The organism is Kitasatospora sp. A2-31 (genome assembly GCF_022288725.1).
GTDB lineage: Bacteria > Actinomycetota > Actinomycetes > Streptomycetales > Streptomycetaceae > Kitasatospora.
The window spans coordinates 66,165-85,759 of the sequence record NZ_JAKNTA010000004.1; the positions used below are offsets into that span (position 1 = coordinate 66,165).

Below are 19,595 nucleotides of genomic sequence, written 5' to 3' on the forward strand. Positions count from 1 at the left end.
GTGACCGACCAGGACTTCACACCCGGGCTGACCCCCGGCCACCTCGGTGCGCCGGTGCTGGAACCGGAGGGAAGGCCACCGGGTGCGCCCCGGCCGCGCCACGACCCGCCGGACCCGCACCGGCGGCGCAACGGCCTGGCCTGCGGGCTGACCGCGCTGGCCCTGATCGCCGTCTTCGGCGGGCTCGGTCTGGCCGGGTACAGCTGGCTGGACGACCAGCGCAAACCGCCGGCGGCCGCCGACTACGCGGGGCCCGGCAGCGGGGAGGTGCAGGTCTCGGTGCCCGAGGGCGCCGGTCTCACCCAGATCGCCTCGGCGCTGGTGCGCAACGGCGTGGTGGCCAGCTCGCTGGCGTTCACCCGGGCGGCCAAGGGCAGCGCGGCCGCCGCCGGGCGGATCCAGCCCGGCACCTACACGCTCAAGCAGCGGATGTCGGCCGCCGCGGCGCTGGCGATCCTGGTCGACCCGGCCAACGCCAACGGCCTGACCATCCCCGAGGGGTGGCGCGGCAGCCAGATCTTCGCCGCGATCGACAAGAAGCTGAACCTGCCCGAGGGCACCGCGCAGCGCACCGCGCAGGAGCAGGCCGCCGAGCTGGGTCTGCCGGAGTTCGCCAAGGGCAGCCCGGAGGGATACCTCTTCCCCGCGACGTACAGCGTCACCGACGGCACCACGGCGGTGGACCTGCTGAAGCAGATGGTGGAACGGGCGGGCAAGGAGTTCGCCCGGGACGACGCGGACGTGGTCGCGCAGAACCTCGGCCAGAACCTCTACGGGCTGGTGACCATCGCGAGCATGGTCCAGGGCGAGGCCGACAACACCGAGGACATGGCCAAGGTGGCCCGGGTCATCTACAACCGGCTGGCGAAGAACATGCCACTGCAGCTGGACTCCACCATCAACTACGCGCTCGGGCGCTCGACCCTGAACACCACGGTGACCGACACCAGGCTGGACTCCCCGTACAACACCTACCTGCACGCGGGGCTGCCGCCCACGCCGATCTCCAACCCGGGGCGCCAGGCGATCATGGCGGCGGTGGACCCGGCGCAGGGGGACTGGCTCTACTTCGTCACCGTGAAGCCGGGGGACACCCGCTTCACCGACAGCTTCGAGGTGCAGCAGCGCAACGTGGCGGAGTTCAACGCCAACCGGTCGGCGTCGGCGCAGCCGAGCGCTTCGTCCGGGGCGTCGTCCGGGACGCCGTCGGGGTCGGGCGGGCACTGACGGCCGTCGGCTCGGCCCGGCGGCCGGTCTGCGGTACGGTAACGTCTCCCTCCAGGCGTGGCAGTAGCACGCCGGTTCGAGAAACAACCGGGACGCCGTCCCGGGACGGCCGGTCCGATCCTCCGGCCGTCTCCGTCGGTGTAAGGGGATCAATGACCGATCTGGGTCGGGGCTACGGCCCCCAGGGCTCCGAGCCGTGGCACCCCGGTGATCCCGGGTACGGCGGCCAGCAGCCGGTCCCCGGACAGCAGGACGGCCAGTGGCAGCAGCAGTCCCAGCAGCCGCAGCAGCAGTACGGCGGCGGTCAGCAGGGGTACGCGCAGCAGGGCTACCAGCAGCAGCCGCAGGGTTATCCGCAGCAGGGCTACCAGCAGCAGGGGTACCCGGGCGGTCAGCCCCAGCAGCAACAGCAGTACGGCGAGCAGCAGTTCCCGCAGGGCCAGCCGCAGTACGGCGCCGGCCAGCAGGGCTACCCGCAGCAGAACCAGGGCTTCCCCGGCCAGCAGGGGTACCAGGGCCAGCAGCAGGGCTACGGCCAGCAGGGGTACGCACAGCAGGGCTACCAGCAGCCGGGCCAGCAGGGCTTCCAGCAGCCGGGCCAGGTCCAGCAGGGGCAGCCTCCGGCCCAGCAGGGCTTCCAGCAGCAGGCGCCGCAGGAGGTGCCGCCGGCCGGCGCCCCGCAGCCGGGCGCGCCGCGCCGGGGGCGGGCCGCGGCCGAGCCGGCCACCGGGCCCGGCCCGGACGGGATCGACTGGGAGGCCGAGGCCGCCGCGCTGGAGGCCGGGGCGGACCCGGCCGAGGCGACCCCCGCGGCCGAGGACGACTGGGACGGCCACGAGGACGACTACGCCGAGAACGGCGAGGACGAGCGGGGCGGCTTCCTCGGCGAGGAGGACGAGTCCCGTGAGGGCAAGAAGAAGCGCAAGGAGAAGGGCAAGAAGGCCGGCCGCCGCAACGGCGGTGCCTGCCTGCTGGTCGCGCTGGTCCTGATGGGCGGTGTGGCCGGTGCCGGCTGGTGGGGCTACGGCTTCTACCAGGACCACTTCGGCCCGCCGCCGGACTTCGTGGGCCAGGGCAGCGGCACGGTCAAGGTCGAGATCAAGCAGGGCGCCGCGGGCAGCCAGATGGGCGTGACGCTCAAGCAGGCCGGCGTGGTCAAGAGCGTCGAGGCCTTCAGCAAGGCCTGCGACAAGAACCCGAAGTGCATCTCCATCCAGCCCGGCTTCTACACCATGCCCCGGGAGATGTCGGCCGAGTCCGCCGTGCAGAACCTGGTGGAGGCCAACGGCGGCGACAAGCTCATCCTCCAGGAGGGTCTGACCGCCGCCGCGACCTACGCCAAGATCGACGAAAAGCTGCACCTGGCGAAGGGCACCACCGCGGGCGTCGCCAAGGCCCAGGTCGGCAGCCTCGGCCTGCCGGCGTACGCGGGCGGCAACCTGGAGGGCTTCCTCTGGCCGACCCGCTACTCCATCGCGGAGGGCATGAAGCCCGAGGAGCTGCTCAAGGAGATGGTCAAGAACGCCGTCGACCGCTACGCGAGCCTGGACGGCGAGGCCGCGAAGATCGGGCTGAAGAACGGCTACGAGGTGGTCATCGAGGCCAGCATCCTGCAGGCCGAGGGCAACAACTCGGCGGACTTCGCCAAGATGGCCCGGACCATCCAGAACCGTCTGGCGGACGACACCGAGACGCACCACAAGCTGGGCATGGACACCACGCTGCAGTACTCGCTCGGCCGCAAGCAGCTCGACAAGAAGGACATGGACGACGCGTCCAACAAGTACAACACCTACCTGAACGCGGGCCTGCCGCCCACGCCGATCTCCAACCCCGGCGAGGACGCCCTCAAGGCGGTGCTCAACCCTGCGGACGGCAAGTGGCTGTTCTTCATCGCGATGTCCCCGACCGAGACGCGTTTCGCCGACACCTACAAGGACCACCTGGTCAACGTCGACGAGTACTGCAAGGCGGCCGGCCAGAAGCTCGACAAGGACCGCGGGCACTGCACCAAGGCCTGACCGGCCCGGGAGAACCAACGTGACCAGCAAGCACCGGGCGGCCGTCCTCGGCTCGCCGATCGCCCACTCGCTCTCGCCGGACCTGCACCGGGCCGCCTTCGCGGCGCTCGGGCTGGACGGCTGGCGCTACGACCGCTTCGAGGTGGACGAGGCCGGGCTGCCCGGCTTCGTCGCCGGGCTGGACGAGGCGCAGTGGGCCGGGCTCTCGCTCACCATGCCGCTCAAGCGGGCGGTGATCCCGCTGCTCGACGAGGTGAGCGCCACCGCGCGCTCGGTCGAGGCGGTGAACACGGTGGTGTTCACCGCCGACGGGCGGCGGGTCGGCGACAACACCGACGTCCCCGGGCTGGTGAACGCGCTGCGCGAGCGCGGGATCGCCGAGGTCGGGGGCGCGGCGGTGCTCGGGGCCGGGGCCACCGCGTCCTCGGCCCTGGCGGCACTGGCCCAGGTCTGCACCGGCGAGGTGACCGTCTACGTCCGCAGCCCCGAGCGGGCCCGCGAGATGGCCGAGCTGGGCGAACGGCTGGGCGTGGCCGTCCGGACCGCCGACTGGGAGCGCGGCGCCGAGGCGCTGGCGCAGCCGCTCACCGTCTCCACCACCCCGGTCGGCGCGACCGACGCCTTCGCCGGGCGGCTGCCGGCCGCCCCCGGCGCGCTGTTCGACGTGCTGTACCACCCGTGGCCGACGGCGCTGGCCGCCGCCTGCTCGGAGCGCGGCGCCACCGTACTGGGCGGGCTCGACCTGCTGGTGCACCAGGCCGTGCTGCAGAACGAGCTCTTCACCGGCCGGACGCCGGGCCCGCTGGCGGCGATCCGGGCGGCCGGCGAGGCCGCACTGGCCGCGCGCTGACCCGCTCCCGGGGAGGCCGGCGGGGCGCCCCGGCGCTCCGCGGCGGCTTGTCGTGACTGTCCCGGTTCGCGTCCGGGCGGCCCGGACCGCCCGGCGGCGGTGTCGGCGGTGTCCGCGGGTCGGCAGGTTGCTGTCCGTCAACCGGACTGGGCGGCCGGTCGCGCCCGGAGCATGAAAGGATTCGGGGGACGACATGGCACGCCCGGGCGGGTCGCGGCTCCGGCCGCGCCGGTCCGCTGATGAAGGAGCTCCGTTGGGTACGTTGCGCTGGCTGACGGCGGGGGAGTCGCACGGCCCCGCACTCGTCGCGACGCTGGAGGGCCTGCCGGCCGGTGTCCCGGTCACCACCGCCGCGGTGGCGGACGCCCTGGCGCGCCGTCGGCTCGGCTACGGTCGCGGCGCGCGGATGAAGTTCGAGCAGGACGAGGTCACCTTCCTCGGCGGTGTCCGGCACGGTGAGACCATGGGCAGCCCGGTGGCGATCATGGTCGGCAACACCGAGTGGCCGAAGTGGGAGCAGGTCATGTCGGCCGACCCGGTCGACCCCGAGGTGCTGGCCGGCCTGGCCCGCAACGAGGCGCTGACCCGTCCGCGCCCCGGCCACGCCGACCTGGCCGGCATGCAGAAGTACTCCATCGACGAGGCCCGCCCGATCCTGGAGCGCGCCAGCGCCCGCGAGACGGCCGCCCGGGTGGCGCTCGGCGCCGTCGCCCGCGCGTACCTCAAGGAGACCTGCGGCATCGAGATCGTCAGCCACGTGGTCGAGCTGGCGGCGGCCAAGGCCCCGGCCGGCGTGCTCCCGCTGCCGTCCGACGAGGCCCGGCTGGACGAGGACCCCGTGCGGTGCCTGGACGCCGACGCCTCGAAGGCGATGGTCGCCGAGATCGACCAGGCGCACAAGGACGGCGACACCCTCGGCGGCGTCGTCGAGGTGCTCGCCTACAACGTGCCGGTGGGCCTCGGCTCGCACGTCCACTGGGACCGCCGGCTGGACGCCCGCCTCGCCGCGGCGCTGATGGGCATCCAGGCGATCAAGGGCGTCGAGGTCGGCGACGGCTTCGAGCTGGCCCGGGTCCCCGGCTCCAAGGCCCACGACGAGATCGTCCCGACCCCCGAGGGCGTCAAGCGCACCTCCGGCCGCTCCGGCGGCACCGAGGGCGGCCTGTCCACCGGCGAGCTGCTGCGCGTGCGCGCCGCGATGAAGCCGATCGCGACCGTCCCGCGCGCCCTGCAGACCCTGGACGTGCGCACCGGCGAGCCCGCCAAGGCCCACCACCAGCGCTCCGACGTCTGCGCCGTGCCGGCCGCGGGCATCGTCGCGGAGGCGATGGTGGCCCTGGTGCTGGCCGACGCGGTGAGCGAGAAGTTCGGCGGCGACCACGTCTCCGAGACCCGCCGCAACGTCCAGGGCTACCTGGACAACCTGATCGTCCGATGACCGCACCCCTGGTCGTCCTGGTCGGCCCGCCCGGCAGTGGCAAGTCCACGGTCGGGCGGGCGCTGGCCGACCGCCTGGGCGTCGGCTTCCGGGACACCGACGCGGACGTCGAGCGGACGGCCGGCAAGCCCATCCCCGACATCTTCGTGGACGAGGGCGAGCCGCACTTCCGCGAGCTGGAGATGCGGGCCGTCCGCGCCGCCGCCGCGGGCCACGCCGGGGTGCTCGCGCTCGGTGGCGGCGCGGTGATGGCCGAGGCCACCCGGGAGCTGCTGCGCGAGCTGCCGGTGGTCTTCCTGGAGGTCCCGCTCGCCGACGCCGTCAAGCGGGTCGGCCTGGACGCGCCGCGCCCGCTGCTGGCCGTCAACCCCCGGGCCCGCTGGCGCGAGCTGATGGAGGCCCGCCGCCCCCTCTACCTGGAGGTGGCCACCGCCGTCGTCGACACCGCCGGCCGCACCCCCGAGCAGGTGGCGGACGCCGTACTGGAAGCACTGGAGCTGAAGACCCCCCATGACTGACATCGTCAGGATTCACGTCGGCGGCAGCGCCGGCCACGACCCGTACGACGTGCTGATCGGGCACCAGCTGCTCGGCGAGCTGGCGCCGATGATCGGCACCCGGGCCAAGCGGGTCGCCCTGATCCACCCGGAGGCGCTGGCCGCCACCGCCGACGCCGTCCGCGAGGACCTGCTCGGCGAGGGCTACGAGGCGATCGCCCTCCAGGTGCCCAACGCCGAGGACGCGAAGAGCGCCGAGGTCGCCGCGTACTGCTGGTCGGTGCTCGGCCAGACCGGCTTCACCCGCAGCGACGTGATCGTCGGCATCGGCGGCGGCGCCACCACCGACCTGGCCGGCTTCGTCGCCGCGACCTGGCTGCGCGGGGTCCGCTGGATCTCGATGCCCACGACGCTGCTCGGCATGGTCGACGCGGCCGTCGGCGGCAAGACCGGCATCAACATCGCCGAGGGCAAGAACATGGTCGGCGCCTTCCACCCGCCGGTGGGCGTGCTGGCCGACCTCGGCACCCTGGAGACCGTGCCCAGGCACGACTACGTCTCCGGCCTCGCCGAGGTGATCAAGTGCGGTTTCATCGCCGACCCGGTCATCCTCGACCTGATCGAGGCCGACCCGGAGGGCGCCAGGACCCCGGCCGGCCCGCACACCGTGGAGCTGATCCGGCGGGCCGTCCAGGTCAAGGCCGACGTGGTCTCCGGGGACCTCAAGGAAGCCGGACAGCGCGAGATCCTCAACTACGGCCACACCCTCGGCCACGCCATCGAGCGCAACGAGCGGTACAAGTGGCGGCACGGTGCCGCGATCTCGATCGGCATGGTCTTCGCCGCCGAGCTGGGCCGGCTGGCCGGCCGGCTGGACGACGAGACGGCCGACCGGCACCGCAGCGTGCTGGCCTCGGTCGGCCTGCCGCTGACCTACCGCGCGGACGCCTGGCCGAAGCTGATGGACGCCATGAAGATCGACAAGAAGTCGCGCGGCGACCTGATCCGCTTCATCGTGCTGGACGGCCTCGGCAAGACCTCCGTGCTGGAGGGCCCGGACCCGTCGCTGCTGGTCGCCGCCTACGCGGAGGTCTCCGCGTGACCCGGGTGATGGTGCTCAACGGCCCCAACCTCGGCCGGCTCGGCAGCCGCGAGCCGGACGTCTACGGCGCGACCTCGTACGCCGGGCTGGTCGAGCGTTGCACGGCGCTGGGCAAGGAGTTCGGCTTCGAGGTCGAGGTGCACGAGACCAACTCCGAGCAGCAGATGGTGGAGTGGCTGCACGAGGCGGCCGACGGCCGGGTGCCCGTGGTGATCAACCCGGGCGCCTTCACCCACTACTCGTACGCGATGCGGGACGCCGCCGCCCAGCGGACCGCCCCGCTGATCGAGGTGCACATCTCCAACCCGTACGCCCGGGAGACCTTCCGGCACACCTCGGTGATCGCCGCGGTGGCCTCCGGCACGATCGCCGGATTCGGGCTCGGTTCGTACGAACTGGCCCTGCGCGCCCTCGCCGAGCAGCTCACCACCCGCTGACGCCTGCTCGGACGGCCCGGCGGCGGACTGTGCCCGCCGCCGGGCCGCCGTGTAGTGTCCCCGCTGAAAGAAGTCGGGAGGTGACCGTGGTGCAGTACACCGGGGGTGGACAGGTCCCCCCTCGTCCCGTCGCTCCGCCGGCCCCGCCGTATCCGGGCGGCGCGACCGCCGCGCCCCCGCCGGCGCCGGCGGCCCCGTCGGCGGCCGGGGTGCCGCAGACCGGACCGGTCGTGCTCCAGGCCCCCCAGTCCGGGCAGCCCCAGGGCGTCCAGGCCCAGACCGCCCAGCCCCAGGCCGCCCAGCCCCAGGTCGTCCAGGCCCGGTCCGGGCAGCCCCCGTACGGCGGCCACCCGGCCGGGCCCCGGCCCGCGCCCGTGCCCGCACCGGCTTCCGCTACCGGGCCCTCGCACGCCGCCGCGGCACCCGCCCCGGCACCCGTGCCGGCCGGCGGCACCGGGCACTTCCTGCTGCCCTCCGGCGCGCCCGTGCAGCTCCCCGCCCACCCGCCGCAGCCGCACGCGCCGACCGGACCGCTGGCCGTGCTGCTGATCGGCCCGGCCGGGGCGGGCAAGACCACGGTCGCCCGGTACTGGGCCGAGCGGCGCCAGACGCCCACCGCCCACATCAGCCTGGACGACGTCCGGGAATGGGTGCAGTCGGGCTTCGCCAACCCGCAGTCCGGCTGGAACAGCGCCTCCGAGGCCCAGTACCGGCTGGCCCGCCGCACCTGCGGCTTCGCCTGCCGCAACTACCTCGCCAACGGCATCTCCTGCATCATCGACGACGCCGTCTTCCCCGACCGCCCGGCCATCGGCCTCGGCGGCTGGAAGCGCCACATCGGGCCCGGCATGATCCCGGTCGTGCTGCTGCCCAGCCTGGACTCGGTGCTCAGCCGCAACGCCCGGCGCAGCGGCACCCGCCGGCTCGGCGACGAGGAGGTGGCCCGGATCCACGGGCGGATGGCCGGCTGGTACAACTCCGGGCTGCCGATCATCGACAACTCCCACCTGGACGTCGCCGCCACGGCGGCCGAGCTGGACCGGGCGATCCTGGCCCGGCTGATGGGCATCCCGGTCCGCTGAGGCCGCCCGCGCGGGGCCGTCCCGGGGCCGGGGCCGTCCCGGGGCCGGGGCGGTGTCGGTGCCGGCTGCGATGATGGACGCGTTCCGATCGACCACCCGGGGGAGCTGACGCCCGTGCCGGAAGGCCACATCATCCACCGCCTCGCCGCCGAGAGCAGCACGGCCTTCGGCGGCCGCCCGGTCCGCGCCTCCAGCCCCCAGGGCCGGTTCGCCGACGGCGCCGCGCTGGTCGACGGCCAGGTGCTGACCGGGGCCGAGGCCACCGGCAAGCACCTCTTCCTCGGATTCGAGAACGGTGCCTGGGTGCACATCCACCTCGGCCTCTACGGCGGCCTCACCTTCGGCGAGGGCGCCGCGCCCGAGCCGGTCGGCCTGGTCCGGCTGCGGCTGGCGAACGACGACGCCTACGCCGACCTGCGCGGCCCCAACACCTGCGCGCTGATCACCGGCGCCGAGAAGGCCGCCGTCGCCGCCCGGCTCGGGCCGGACCCGCTGCGCACCGACGCCGACCCGGACGCCGCCTGGCGGCGGATATCGGGCAGCCGGACGACGGTCGCGGCGCTGCTGATGGACCAGAAGGTGCTGGCCGGCGTCGGCAACGTCTACCGGGCCGAGGTGCTGTTCCGCCACGGCATCAACCCGCACCGCGCCGGCCGCGACCTCACCCGCGCCGAGTGGGACGCGATCTGGGCCGACCTGGTCGCCCTGATGCACGAGGGCGTCGGCGCGGGCAGGATCGACACCGTCCGCCCCGAGCACACCCCCGAGGCGATGGGCCGCCCCCCGCGGGTGGACGACCACGGCGGCGAGGTCTACGTCTACCGCCGCGCCGCCATGCCCTGCCTGGTCTGCGGCACCGACGTCCGCACCGAGGAACACGCATCCCGCAACCTCTTCTGGTGCCCCCGCTGCCAGCAGGCGTAGGGGGCGCGGCGCGGCCCGTTCGGCACTAGGAATCGGGCTCCGGGCGGGGGTGGAAGGTGACGCGGGTGCGGTGCCCGCCGGTGCGGAGGGTGAGGCCCTGCTCGCCGAGGCCGGCCGGCTCGCCGCCCCCGGCGAGCTGGAGTGCGACGGCGGCGCCGAGCAGGAGCGGGTCGAGGCGCGGCGCGGGGGTGCCCCAGGCGGCTTCCGCCCGGGCCTCCAGCAGCAGGCCGGTGCGCAGCCGGAGCAGGTGCCGGGCCTCGCCGAGCGCGGCCGTGGCGACGGTGAGGCCCGGCAGGCCGGCGAGGGTCGCGGCGAGCCAATGCTCGGCGGGCTGTTCGGCGCGGACGGTGGTCCGGGCGAGGACCTCGGCGCTCCGCCGCAGTGCCGGCCGTGGTTCCTCGGCGCTGACCGAGAGGAAGCCGCGGGCCGGGCCGCGGTCCGGGCCGACGGGGTACCGGCGCAGCCGCACCTCGGTACCGGTGACGTGGCCGGTCACCCGGTAGGCCGTGGGTGCCGGCGCGGCCGAGGGGACCGGAACGGGGTGGGGCGTCAGGCCGGGCTCCTCATCGGGCTCGTCGATCTCCGGAAGGTAGGAGCGGAGGACGTCGCGCAGCACCGCGGCGGACCGGCCGCGGTGGCCCAGCGAGAGGTCGGTGACGGCGCGCAGCGCCGCCGGGTCGTGGTCGGCGATCGCGGCTTCGACCTGGGCGAGCAGGTCGCCGGCAGGGTCGAGCGCGGGCGCCGCCCGGCCGAAGGCGTGGGTGGGGGAGTGCGGGTCGAGTTCGGTGGCTCCGGTGGCGGCCAGCAGGATGGGGCGCCCCAGGGCGGCGCCGTAGAAGGAGACCGAACCGTGGTCACCGATCAGGCAGTCCGCGGCGACCAGCGCGGCCTGCCAGCCCTGGTGGGGCGGTATCAGACGCAGGCCGGCCCGGGCGGCGGCGTCGAACAGGGCCCGGGGGTCGTGCCGGGCCCAGATGTTGGGGTGCAGGACGACGGCCACGGTGTACTCGTCCGCCGGGAGCCGGCCGACGAGCCGCAGCGGCAGGTCGAGGTCCCGGCCGGCCAGGGAGTGTGCGCTCCAGGTGGAGCTGACGACGACGAGGCGCCGGCCGTCGACCGCGCCGAGGGCGGCGCGGTAGGCGTCCCGGGAGCCGAGGCTCACCACCATCCGGTCGTAGGAGAGGTCGCCGATCTCGCGGGCACGGGGTAGCGCCTCGGGGCAGGAGCGCTCCAGACGGCGGAACTGCTCCCGGTGGGAGAGCCCGACCACGGCAGGGAACACCCTTCCCCGGTGGGTGAGTTCGTTGCGGGACAGGCCTGCGGTGCTGACGGTGTCCCCGGTGGACTCCGGCACCAGCCGGTTGTACCCGGCACCGTGGGGCAGGACGACGAGTGGGGCGTGCAGCCGGTGCATGGAGGAGTGGACGGCACAGGCGACCGCCAGGTCGAATCGGTACCGGGTGGCTTCCTGCCAGGTCAGGAGGGTGACGCCGGGAATCCCGCGGAGGTGGTCGTCGAGGCCGGCGGCGAAGGCCGAGCCGGGATTGACGGTGAGGTAGCACCTGATGCCGCGCTGACCGCGCAGCAGGCTCAGCACCTCCAGCACGCGGGTGGCGGAGGTGAGGGTGCGGGAGACCGCCAGGACGCGTGCCCTGACCGGCCAGGTGTCCCAGCGGTCGTCGGCGGGCCACGGACGGGGACGGCGCCCGGGGCGGATCAGCACACGAAGATCGTACTTATCCGGGCCCCGAGCGGCACGGTGTTCGAGGAACTCTCAGCCGGCTGCGGTGGCGGTGGGGGTGTCGGGGGCGGCGGCGCAGGTGTTGAGGAGGGGGCGCATGGCGTCGTCCACGAGCCGGTAGCGCACGACTCGTCCGTCCTTGTCGCCGGTGACCACGCCGGCCGTCCTCAGCAGGCGCAGTGCCTGGGAGACGGCGGGGTCGCGCATGCCGGTCGCGACCGCGAGGTCGGTGACGGCGAGCGGGCCGGCGCGGTGGAGGGCGAGCAGCAGGGCGAGCCGCCCGGGGTCGGCGAGCAGCGAGAACCGCTCGGCCCAGGACCGGACGTGCCCGGTGTCGCCGATCGCGGCGATGGCCTCGCAGACCCGGTGTCCGTCGATGGTGCGGTGGCCCGCGCGGTCGGCCGGTACGAGATGCATACGGACATTCTTGCAGCCCCGGCCCTGTGATCCTTGACACCTGCGCAGGTGCGCAGCCTTGCAAGGGTGTGCACGGGCCCCCTACGGTGTTGCCCGTCGTGGTGTTCGGGAAGACCGGTGACGGACCCTCAGGGGTCCGGAGTCCGGAGCGGCCCTCGCCACTGTGATCGGGGGGAATCGTCCGTACCCATGACGCCACTGGGCGCCTCGCGCGCTTGGGAAGGCGGGCACGGACGCCCCGTCAGCCAGGAGACCGGCCACGGCATCTCACGAACGTCATTCCACGAGGTGCTGGAGCGTGATCCCAGGATGACCCTGCCCGAAACCGCCGCTGCTCCGGCGGCGCCGCCCGTCCTGCCGACCTTCCGGTGGCGCCGCGAGGACACCGTCCGCACGGCCGGGCTGATGGGGGTGATCCTGGCCATGCACGTGGTGGCGTTCGGAACGCTCATCTTCCTGGTCGCCCCCGAGAAGTACGAGGTCGGAACCCAGGTTTTCGGGGTGGGCCTGGGCATCACCGCCTACACCCTCGGCATGCGGCACGCCTTCGACGCCGACCACATCGCGGTCATCGACAACACCACCCGCAAGCTGATGGCGGACGGCAAGCGGCCGGTCTCGGTCGGCTTCTGGTTCGCCCTCGGACACTCCTCGATGGTGGTCCTGATGGCCGCCCTGGTGGCGGGCGGCGCGCAGCTGGCCGACACGCTGATGGACGACGAGTCCACCACCCACCAGTGGCTGGGCATGGTCGGCACCTCCGCTTCCGGCTTCTTCCTCTACCTGATCGGCGCGCTCAACCTGGCCGCGCTGTTCGGCATCCTCCGGGTGTTCCGCTCGATGCGGGCCGGGCGCTTCGACGAGGCGGAGCTGGAGGAGCACCTCAACGCGCGCGGCTTCCTGGCCCGCGTCCTGAACCGGGCGACCCGCTCGATCACCCGGCCGGGCCAGATGTTCCCGGTGGGCATGGTGCTCGGCCTCGGCTTCGACACCGCGACCGAGGTGACCCTGATGGTGATGGCCGGCTCGGGTGCGGCCTCCGGGCTGCCCTGGTACGCGATCGCCTGCCTGCCGCTGCTCTTCGCGGCGGGGATGAGCCTGTTCGACACGCTGGACGGGACGTTCATGAACTTCGCGTACCAGTGGGCGTTCTCCAACCCGGTGCGCAAGGTGTACTACAACCTGACCATCACGGGCCTGTCGATCGCGGTCGCCTTCATCATCGGCACCATCGAGCTGGTCGGGGTGCTGCACGAGAAGCTGGACCTGACCGATCCGGTGAGCGGCTGGATCGCGGACATCTCGCTGGACAACGTCGGCTACGCGATCGTCGGGCTGTTCGTGCTGGTCTGGGCGGCGGCGATCGGGTACTGGCGGATCGCCGGGGTCGAGCGGAAGTGGAGCCCGCAGCCGGTGAAGCCGGCCGCCGGCGAGGACGAGGACGCGCCCACCGCCCCGGAGGCGGCGCGGTAGACGGCGGGCGCCCGGGCACGGCGGAGCCTCCCCGGGACCCGGGGAGGCTCCGCCGCGCTCAGCGGGTCACCCCTCCTCGCGGAAGTCGACGTGCCGGCGCACGACCGGGTCGTACTTGCGCAGCACCAGGCGGTCCGGGTCGTTGCGGCGGCTCTTGCGGGCCACGTAGGTGTAGCCGGTCCCGGCCGTGGACCTGAGCTTGATGATCGGGCGCAGTTCGCTGCGGGCCATGGTGGTCCTCCTCGGGTCGGCCGGCTCGGCGGGTCGCCGCTCCGGGGTGGCCGTTCCGGTGGCAGCCGGCGGCCGCACACCGAAATGGAAGTCGTTTTCACGCGTTCCCGTCACAACGCGCGCTCCGCCCCGGCCATTCCCCGCGGAGCGCAGGGGACGGGCCCCGGCGGGCGAGTGCGCGCGCCGGGCCCCGGGTGGGGGCGCTCGGCGGGCGGATCGGGGTGCGCCTCCGTAGGCTCGACCCATGTCTGATGCGTACGCGGGCCGGCGGGAGCGGCTGAGGGAGCACTGCAGTGCGACCGGGGCCGACGCGGCGCTGATCACCCGCGCGGCGAACGTGCGGTACCTGACCGGGTGCCCGCCGTGCGGCGCGACGCTGCTGCTCACCCGGGAGCGGGCGCTGCTGGCGCTGCCGGACGACCTGCCGCCGGACGACACCGGTGAGCACCTGATCGTGGAGGACGTGACCCGGGTGCCGGTGGCGGCCGGGGCGGACACCGCCCTGGCGGCCGCCGCCGCGGCGGTGAAGCTGCGGGTGGCGGACCTCGCGGTGGAGGAGCACGACCTCACCGTCAGCCGGCACCGCGCGGTGGCCGGCCTGGCCGAGGGGGTCCGGCTGGCCGACCTCGCCCAGGCGGTCGAGCGGCTGCGGGTGGTGAAGGACGAGCACGAGATCGCCGACCTGCGGATCGCGGCCGAGATCGCCGACCAGGCGCTCGGGGAGCTGCTGGAGTCGATCCTGGTCGGCCGCACCGAGCGGCACCTGGCGATGGAGCTGGAGCGCCGGATGATCGACCACGGCGCGGACCGGGCGGCCTTCCCGGTGTCGGTCGGCACCGGCAGCCACTCCGGGCAGCAGGCCCACCAGCCCACGGACCGGCGGGTGGAGGAGGGGGACTTCCTGACCGTGGTGCTGGGTGCGCAGTACCGCGGGTACGGCGTCTCCACCGCCCGGACCTTCGTGATCGGGGCCGCCCCCGCGCCCTGGCAGGTGGAGCTGCACCGGCTGGTGTTCCGCGCCCAGCGGGCCGGGCGGGAGGCGCTCGGGCCGGGCGTCGAGCAGTACGTACCCGACCAGGCCGCACGGGAGATCCTGCAGGCCGCCGGGCACACCGAGAGCTCGCCGCACCCCGTCGGCCACGGCATCGGGCTGGAGATCCGGGAGGCGCCGCGCCTCGGTCCCTCGGACATGGGTAAACTGGACAGCCGCGTACCGGTCACCGTCGGCCCTGGGGTCCATCTCCCGGGCAGGGGCGGTGTCCGGATCGAGGACACGCTCGTCGTCCGCCCCCTCGAAGAGGGTGGGCCCGAGCTGCTCACCATCACCACCAAGGAGCTCCTCGCCCTGTGACCCGCGGCCGCCCGGGAGGCTGCCGCAGGCGGCAGGACGCACCCCTTGGTTCCTTGACAGCTATATCCAGGAGTAAGTGCGCCCGTGGCTTCCACGAACGATCTCAAGAACGGCATGGTCCTCAAGCTGGAGGGCGGCAAGCTCTGGTCCGTGGTCGAGTTCCAGCACGTGAAGCCCGGCAAGGGCCCGGCCTTCGTGCGTACCAAGCTCAAGGAGGTCCTGACCGGCAAGGTCGTCGACAAGACCTTCAACGCGGGCACCAAGGTCGAGACCGCCAACGTCGACAAGCGCGGCATGCAGTTCTCGTACAAGGACGGCGAGAACTTCGTGTTCATGGACATGGACACCTACGACCAGCTGACCATCGAGCCGGCCGTCGTCGGCGACGCGGCCAAGTACCTCCTGGAGGGCTTCGAGGCCCTGGTCGCCACCAACGAGGGCTCGGTCCTGTACATCGAGCTCCCGGCCGCCGTCGAGCTGGTCATCGCCGAGACCGAGCCGGGCGTCCAGGGCGACCGCTCGACCGGTGGCACCAAGCCGGCCACCCTGGAGACCGGTGCGGAGATCCAGGTGCCGCTCTTCATCACCACCGGTGAGAAGGTCAAGGTCGACACCCGCGACGGCAGCTACCTCGGCCGGGTGAAGTAAGTCAGTGTCGGCCGCACGCAGCAAGGCCCGCACCCGGGCCTTCCAGATCCTCTTCGAGGCCGACCACCGCAACGTCGACCCGCTGACGGTGCTCGCCGACTGGGTGGCCCGCGCGCGGGACCCCAAGCCGGACGAGGGCACGCCGCAGGTGGGCGAGTACACGATGGAGCTCGTCGAGGGCTACGTCGAGCACGCCCGCCGGATCGACGACCTGATCTCGCAGTACGCGGTGGGCTGGACGCTCGACCGGATGCCGATCGTGGACCGCAACGTCCTGCGGCTCGGTGCGTACGAGCTGATCTGGGAGGACGGCGTCCCGGACGCGGTCGTCCTGGACGAGGCCGTCGAGATCGCCAAGGAGTTCTCCACGGACGATTCGCCGGCCTTCGTGAACGGCCTGCTCGCCCGCTTCCTGGAGCTGAAGCCGAGCATCCGCCGGTAACCGCTCCACCGGCCACGGCCGCCGGGTCCCGTCAGGGGTCCGGCGGCCGTCGCGCGTTCACCCGGGTGGATTATGGTGGTCCCTACTCGCCAGTAACCCGGCGCGCCGGCGGCTCCGCCCGCCGGCGACCCCGCAGCGAAGGGCAGGCCACCCCCCATGACCACGGCGATCCGCAGCGAGTTCGACCAGGGCATCGCCCTGACCCGCCACCCCGACGAGCCCGGCCGCTACGACGGCGAGCTCGGCGCCGGCTGGCAGATCGGCGGCGGCGTCAACGGCGGGCTGCTGCTCGCGATGGCCGGCCACGCGCTCTCGCTGGAGCACGGCCTGACCGGCGGCCACGCCGACCCGGTCTCGATCAGCGGCTACTACCTCTCGGCCTCCACGCCCGGCCCGGCCACCGTCCGCACGGAGGTGCTCAGGGCCGGCCGCTCGCTCACCACCGGCACCGCCTCGCTCTGCCAGGACGGCGTCGAGCGGCTGCGGGTCGTGGCGAGCCACGGCGACCTCGCCGCCGCCGACGGGGAGGTCCGCACCACCGCGCAGCCCCCGCAGCTGCCCCCGCCGGACCAGTGCATCGGCGTCGAGCACGCCCCCAGGGAGCTGATCGCGCAGGCCGCCCTGCTGGAGCGGTTCGACCTGCGGCTCGACCCGGCCACCGTCGGCTGGGCGCTCGGACAGCCCTCCGGCAACGGCCGGATCCAGGGCTGGTTCCGGCTCGCCGACGGCCGCGAGCCCGACCCGCTGCTGCTCCTGCTCGTCGCCGACGCCCTGCCGCCGGTCACCTTCGACCTCGGCATGCCCGGCTGGGCGCCCACCATCGAGCTGACCGTCCACCTGCGGGCCCGGCCGGTGCCCGGCTGGCTGCGGGTCACCCACGCCACCCGCAACGTGGCGGGCGGCTACTTCGAGGAGGACGCCGAGGTCTGGGACGAGGCCGGCCGGCTCGTCGCGCAGTCCCGCCAGCTGGCCCGGGTGCCGCGCCCGGCGTGACGGCGCCCGCCGGCGACGCGACCGCGCGACCGCACGCCTCACGGTCGGTTACATTCCTGTGACACGCCGTACGTGTGCGCCGCGCGGGGCTGGGGAGGAGAACGGTCGGCGGCACCCCCGCCGCTGACCGCGACCCGCCCCAGGAGCCCCCCGATGACCCGCAACGGCCGCGCCCGCCGCACCCCCGACTGCACCGCCGCCGGCTCCCGCCCCCGCCTGCGCACGCGGCACGAGCGGCGCCGGCCCGACGGCGAGCACGCCTTCGTCATCGGCGTGCTGACCAGCGAGGCCGACTTCGAGCGGGCCCGGGCCTGGCACCTGTCGGACGCCCCCGACCACGAGACGTACCTGCGGGAGACCGCCGAGCTGCTCACCGAGGCACGGCGCCGCTTCGACACCGTCCGGGCCCGGATGTTCCACCCGCAGGACTTCGAGGAGTTCTGCCTGCTGCACGGCCTCGACCCGGCCGAGCCCGCCGCCCGGGACCGCTACCTGGTGAACCCGCCGCTGCAGACCCAGCTCCTCGCCTACCAGGGCGAGGAGCTGGCCGGCGACTTCGCGCCCCGGCTGGTCCGGGCCCGGGACAACGGCCTGACGCTGCGCCACGCCGACCTGCTGCTGGACGGGGGGCTCACCGGGGAGGGCGGTCGGGAGGCCCGCGCGGCCTACCAGCGCGGGGCCGAGGTGTTCCGCCGGATGCTGGTGGGGGCCGGTGCGGGGGTGTACGAGCTGCGGCTCGCGGTCGACGCGCCGGGCGGGCGGCTGACGGCGGCGGCCCGGGTGCTGCAGTGGGAGGACGGTGTCGTCCGGATCAACGACGAGGACCTCGAGCTGGTCTGTGCGGTCCTCTGTGCCGGGCTCGCCCGGGAGCTGCCGGGCCTGGCCGTGCTGCACGGGGCCCGGGGGGCGGCCGAGGCCCGCGGCGGGGGCGCCGACGGCGACTTCCGGCCGGCGGCGTGGGCCTGGGCCAGCGCCGGGCGGGACTGGGCACCGGTCGAGGGGCCGGTGCGGCTGGACGGCGTGACGGCGGAGCCGGGCTACCCGCTGGGAACGGTCGGCTGAGCCCGCGGCCTGCGGCCTCCCGGGGCGCCGCCGTCCGTCCGGGCCCGCCCCGCCGGGTCTCCGGCCCGATCGGGCACGGGCTCGCCCGTGGCCCGGGGAAGCGTCACGGCGCGGCCCCCGGTCGGGATGCCGCGCCGTGACGTTTCTGCTCGAACCTGTCGTTGTCGCAGGTGGAAGGCGCCGGGGCGAGCGGTCAGCTCGCCTCCTCCTCGCGCACCGCGCGGCGCGCGTCGGGGTTCAGCACACCCCAGGAGATCAGCTGCTCGGTGAGGATCGACGGAGACTGGTCGTAGATCACGGCCAGCGTGCGCAGGTCGTCCTGGCGGATCGAGAGCACCTTGCCGTTGTAGTCACCGCGCTGGCTCTGGATGGTGGCCGCGTAGCGCTGCAGCGGACCGGCCTTCTCCGAGGGGACCTGGGTCAGTCTCTCCAGGTCCAGCACCAGGCGCGGCGGCGGCTCGGCCGCACCACCGGGCGTACCGCCGGGCAGCAGCTCCTGCACCGGGACGCCGTAGAACTCCGCCAGCTCGGCCAGCCGCTGCACGGTGACCGCACGGTCGCCGCGCTCGTACGAGCCGACGACGACTGCCTTCCAGCGCCCCTGGGACTTCTCCTCGACACCGTGCAGGGAGAGCCCCTGCTGAGTGCGGATCGCTCGGAGCTTGCCTCCGAGTTGCTTCGCGTAGTCGCTGGACATTGATCTCCCCGGACGAGATTGCTTCGCGTTCAGTGGTGGGTCACGGGCGATTGCCGACGCCGTTACCGGTGGGTTCGACGTCCGTCTCGTAACTCACTGTGAGGTTACGTAGAGTGAGGTAGTTGCGTCAAGCCGAATGGGGCACTCGTGCGAATGGTCCGCATCGGTGACGCGTCGGGGGCGTGAACCCGGCGAAGCGGAACGGTGGTGGTCCGTTTGCGTGAACCCGCGCTGGTAGGATGACCGGAAGCCCGCGCCCCGTCGGCGGGGGCCGTCAATTCAGACATCCTTTAAGGCCCGTCCAGTGAGGCGGGGAAGGAGGTCCGCTTCGGCATGACCGCACACCACGAAACCACGCCGCGGCCGCCGCACCAGGTGCTGGACGGCGCGGACATCGCCCGGGTCGTCACCCGGATCGCGCACGAGATCGTCGAGCGCGCCAAGGGCGCGGAGGACGTCGTGCTGCTCGGCATCCACACCAGGGGCGTCCACCTCGCCCGCCGGCTGCAGGCCCGGCTGGGTCAGATCACCGGCCGCGAGGTCCCGCTCGGCACCCTGGACATCACCATGTACCGGGACGACCTGCGGCTGAAGCCCGCCCGCGCCCTGGAGCACACCGAGATCCCGGCCGACGGCGTCGACGGCCGCCTGGTGATCCTCGTCGACGACGTGCTGTTCTCCGGCCGCACCATCCGGGCCGCGCTGGACGCGCTCAGCGACATCGGCCGCCCGCGCGCCGTCCAGCTGGCCGTCCTGGTCGACCGCGGCCACCGCGAGCTGCCGATCCGCGCCGACTACGTGGGCAAGAACCTCCCCACATCCCTGCGCGAGGCCGTGCAGGTGCGCCTCTCCGACACCGACGGCGTGGACGCCGTCCTGGTCGGCGACCGCGACTACACCGCGCGCTCGTCGCAGGCCCTGGCCACGAAGCCTTCCGAACCGCACCTCCCGGAGTAACCCGC

The 19,595-nt window shown here is 73.9% G+C and carries 20 protein-coding genes and 1 riboswitch; of the genes, 16 read left to right on the forward strand and 4 right to left on the reverse strand.

Features of this window, described 5'->3' with window-relative positions; translation table 11 throughout:
• From mltG (MCM47_RS12665) to MCM47_RS12705, 9 genes are all read left to right on the forward strand, one after another.
• Nucleotides 1–1,227, forward strand: a complete 1,227-nt coding sequence (mltG, locus tag MCM47_RS12665) for an endolytic transglycosylase MltG (RefSeq protein ID WP_238861627.1) — start codon at nucleotides 1–3, stop codon at nucleotides 1,225–1,227.
• A 152-nt stretch (nucleotides 1,228–1,379) separates the two neighbouring features.
• On the forward strand, nucleotides 1,380–3,248 hold the full coding sequence (gene mltG / locus MCM47_RS12670; RefSeq protein WP_238861629.1) for an endolytic transglycosylase MltG: 1,869 nt from the start codon (nucleotides 1,380–1,382) through the stop codon (nucleotides 3,246–3,248).
• A gap of 19 nt (nucleotides 3,249–3,267) precedes the next feature.
• Nucleotides 3,268–4,098 carry a shikimate dehydrogenase gene (locus MCM47_RS12675; protein ID WP_238861632.1) on the forward strand — a complete coding sequence of 277 codons (831 nt, stop codon included), beginning with the start codon at nucleotides 3,268–3,270 and terminating at the stop codon, nucleotides 4,096–4,098.
• A 253-nt stretch (nucleotides 4,099–4,351) separates the two neighbouring features.
• Nucleotides 4,352–5,536, forward strand: a complete 1,185-nt coding sequence (gene aroC, locus MCM47_RS12680) for a chorismate synthase (protein WP_238861634.1) — start codon at nucleotides 4,352–4,354, stop codon at nucleotides 5,534–5,536.
• Complete coding sequence (locus tag MCM47_RS12685) at nucleotides 5,533–6,054, forward strand: shikimate kinase (protein ID WP_238861636.1); 522 nt, start codon at nucleotides 5,533–5,535, stop codon at nucleotides 6,052–6,054. Before aroC ends, MCM47_RS12685 begins: the two co-directional genes overlap by 4 nt.
• The gene (aroB, locus tag MCM47_RS12690) at nucleotides 6,047–7,135 is read left to right on the forward strand and encodes a 3-dehydroquinate synthase (protein WP_238861638.1); all 1,089 of its coding nucleotides are present in this window, start codon (nucleotides 6,047–6,049) and stop codon (nucleotides 7,133–7,135) included. The genes MCM47_RS12685 and aroB overlap by 8 nt, the downstream gene beginning before the upstream one ends.
• An 8-nt stretch (nucleotides 7,136–7,143) precedes the next feature.
• Nucleotides 7,144–7,572 carry a type II 3-dehydroquinate dehydratase gene (gene aroQ, locus MCM47_RS12695; RefSeq protein ID WP_224284021.1) on the forward strand — a complete coding sequence of 143 codons (429 nt, stop codon included), beginning with the start codon at nucleotides 7,144–7,146 and terminating at the stop codon, nucleotides 7,570–7,572.
• A gap of 89 nt (nucleotides 7,573–7,661) precedes the next feature.
• On the forward strand, nucleotides 7,662–8,654 hold the full coding sequence (locus tag MCM47_RS12700) for an AAA family ATPase (RefSeq protein WP_238862127.1): 993 nt from the start codon (nucleotides 7,662–7,664) through the stop codon (nucleotides 8,652–8,654).
• A gap of 114 nt (nucleotides 8,655–8,768) precedes the next feature.
• Nucleotides 8,769–9,578 carry a DNA-formamidopyrimidine glycosylase family protein gene (locus MCM47_RS12705; RefSeq protein WP_238861640.1) on the forward strand — a complete coding sequence of 270 codons (810 nt, stop codon included), beginning with the start codon at nucleotides 8,769–8,771 and terminating at the stop codon, nucleotides 9,576–9,578.
• Nucleotides 9,579–9,603: 25 nt separating this feature from the next.
• Here MCM47_RS12705 and MCM47_RS12710 read toward each other — a convergent pair whose 3' ends face one another.
• Together MCM47_RS12710 and MCM47_RS12715 are read right to left on the reverse strand one after the other, a co-directional pair.
• A complete protein-coding gene (locus MCM47_RS12710; protein WP_238861642.1) occupies nucleotides 9,604–11,301 on the reverse strand; it encodes a hypothetical protein in 1,698 nt (565 codons plus the stop codon).
• A gap of 51 nt (nucleotides 11,302–11,352) precedes the next feature.
• Nucleotides 11,353–11,736, reverse strand: coding sequence for a metalloregulator ArsR/SmtB family transcription factor (locus MCM47_RS12715; protein ID WP_238861644.1), 384 nt, complete (start codon nucleotides 11,734–11,736; stop codon nucleotides 11,353–11,355).
• Nucleotides 11,737–11,818: 82 nt separating this feature from the next.
• A riboswitch (cobalamin riboswitch) is annotated at nucleotides 11,819–12,013 on the forward strand.
• 32 nt (nucleotides 12,014–12,045) lie between these two features.
• Here MCM47_RS12715 and MCM47_RS12720 point away from each other — a divergent pair.
• Nucleotides 12,046–13,209 (forward strand): HoxN/HupN/NixA family nickel/cobalt transporter, encoded by a 1,164-nt coding sequence (locus MCM47_RS12720; RefSeq protein WP_238861646.1) that lies wholly within the window; start codon nucleotides 12,046–12,048, stop codon nucleotides 13,207–13,209.
• 66 nt (nucleotides 13,210–13,275) lie between these two features.
• On the opposite strand, the gene rpmG is transcribed toward MCM47_RS12720, so the two are convergent.
• A complete protein-coding gene (gene rpmG, locus MCM47_RS12725) occupies nucleotides 13,276–13,440 on the reverse strand; it encodes a 50S ribosomal protein L33 (protein ID WP_238861648.1) in 165 nt (54 codons plus the stop codon).
• A gap of 244 nt (nucleotides 13,441–13,684) precedes the next feature.
• Here rpmG and MCM47_RS12730 point away from each other — a divergent pair, with 244 nt between their 5' ends.
• The 5 genes from MCM47_RS12730 to MCM47_RS12750 all read left to right on the forward strand — a co-directional run bounded on the left by MCM47_RS12730 (nucleotide 13,685) and on the right by MCM47_RS12750 (nucleotide 17,936).
• Complete coding sequence (locus MCM47_RS12730; protein WP_238861650.1) at nucleotides 13,685–14,791, forward strand: Xaa-Pro peptidase family protein; 1,107 nt, start codon at nucleotides 13,685–13,687, stop codon at nucleotides 14,789–14,791.
• Between the two features lie 84 nt (nucleotides 14,792–14,875).
• The gene (gene efp / locus MCM47_RS12735; protein ID WP_238861652.1) at nucleotides 14,876–15,439 is read left to right on the forward strand and encodes an elongation factor P; all 564 of its coding nucleotides are present in this window, start codon (nucleotides 14,876–14,878) and stop codon (nucleotides 15,437–15,439) included.
• 4 nt (nucleotides 15,440–15,443) lie between these two features.
• Nucleotides 15,444–15,881, forward strand: coding sequence for a transcription antitermination factor NusB (gene nusB / locus MCM47_RS12740; protein ID WP_238861654.1), 438 nt, complete (start codon nucleotides 15,444–15,446; stop codon nucleotides 15,879–15,881).
• Nucleotides 15,882–16,037: 156 nt separating this feature from the next.
• Complete coding sequence (locus MCM47_RS12745) at nucleotides 16,038–16,874, forward strand: thioesterase family protein (protein ID WP_238861655.1); 837 nt, start codon at nucleotides 16,038–16,040, stop codon at nucleotides 16,872–16,874.
• A gap of 153 nt (nucleotides 16,875–17,027) precedes the next feature.
• On the forward strand, nucleotides 17,028–17,936 hold the full coding sequence (locus MCM47_RS12750; protein ID WP_238861657.1) for a hypothetical protein: 909 nt from the start codon (nucleotides 17,028–17,030) through the stop codon (nucleotides 17,934–17,936).
• Between the two features lie 193 nt (nucleotides 17,937–18,129).
• Here MCM47_RS12750 and MCM47_RS12755 read toward each other — a convergent pair whose 3' ends face one another.
• Nucleotides 18,130–18,633: a transcriptional regulator gene (locus MCM47_RS12755; protein WP_031072501.1), complete on the reverse strand. Its 504-nt coding sequence runs from the start codon at nucleotides 18,631–18,633 to the stop codon at nucleotides 18,130–18,132.
• A 333-nt stretch (nucleotides 18,634–18,966) separates the two neighbouring features.
• Between MCM47_RS12755 and pyrR the strand changes: the two genes are divergently transcribed.
• Entirely contained in the window at nucleotides 18,967–19,590 is a 624-nt protein-coding gene (gene pyrR / locus MCM47_RS12760) for a bifunctional pyr operon transcriptional regulator/uracil phosphoribosyltransferase PyrR (protein WP_238861660.1), read from the forward strand.
• Nucleotides 19,591–19,595: the final 5 nt, after the last annotated feature.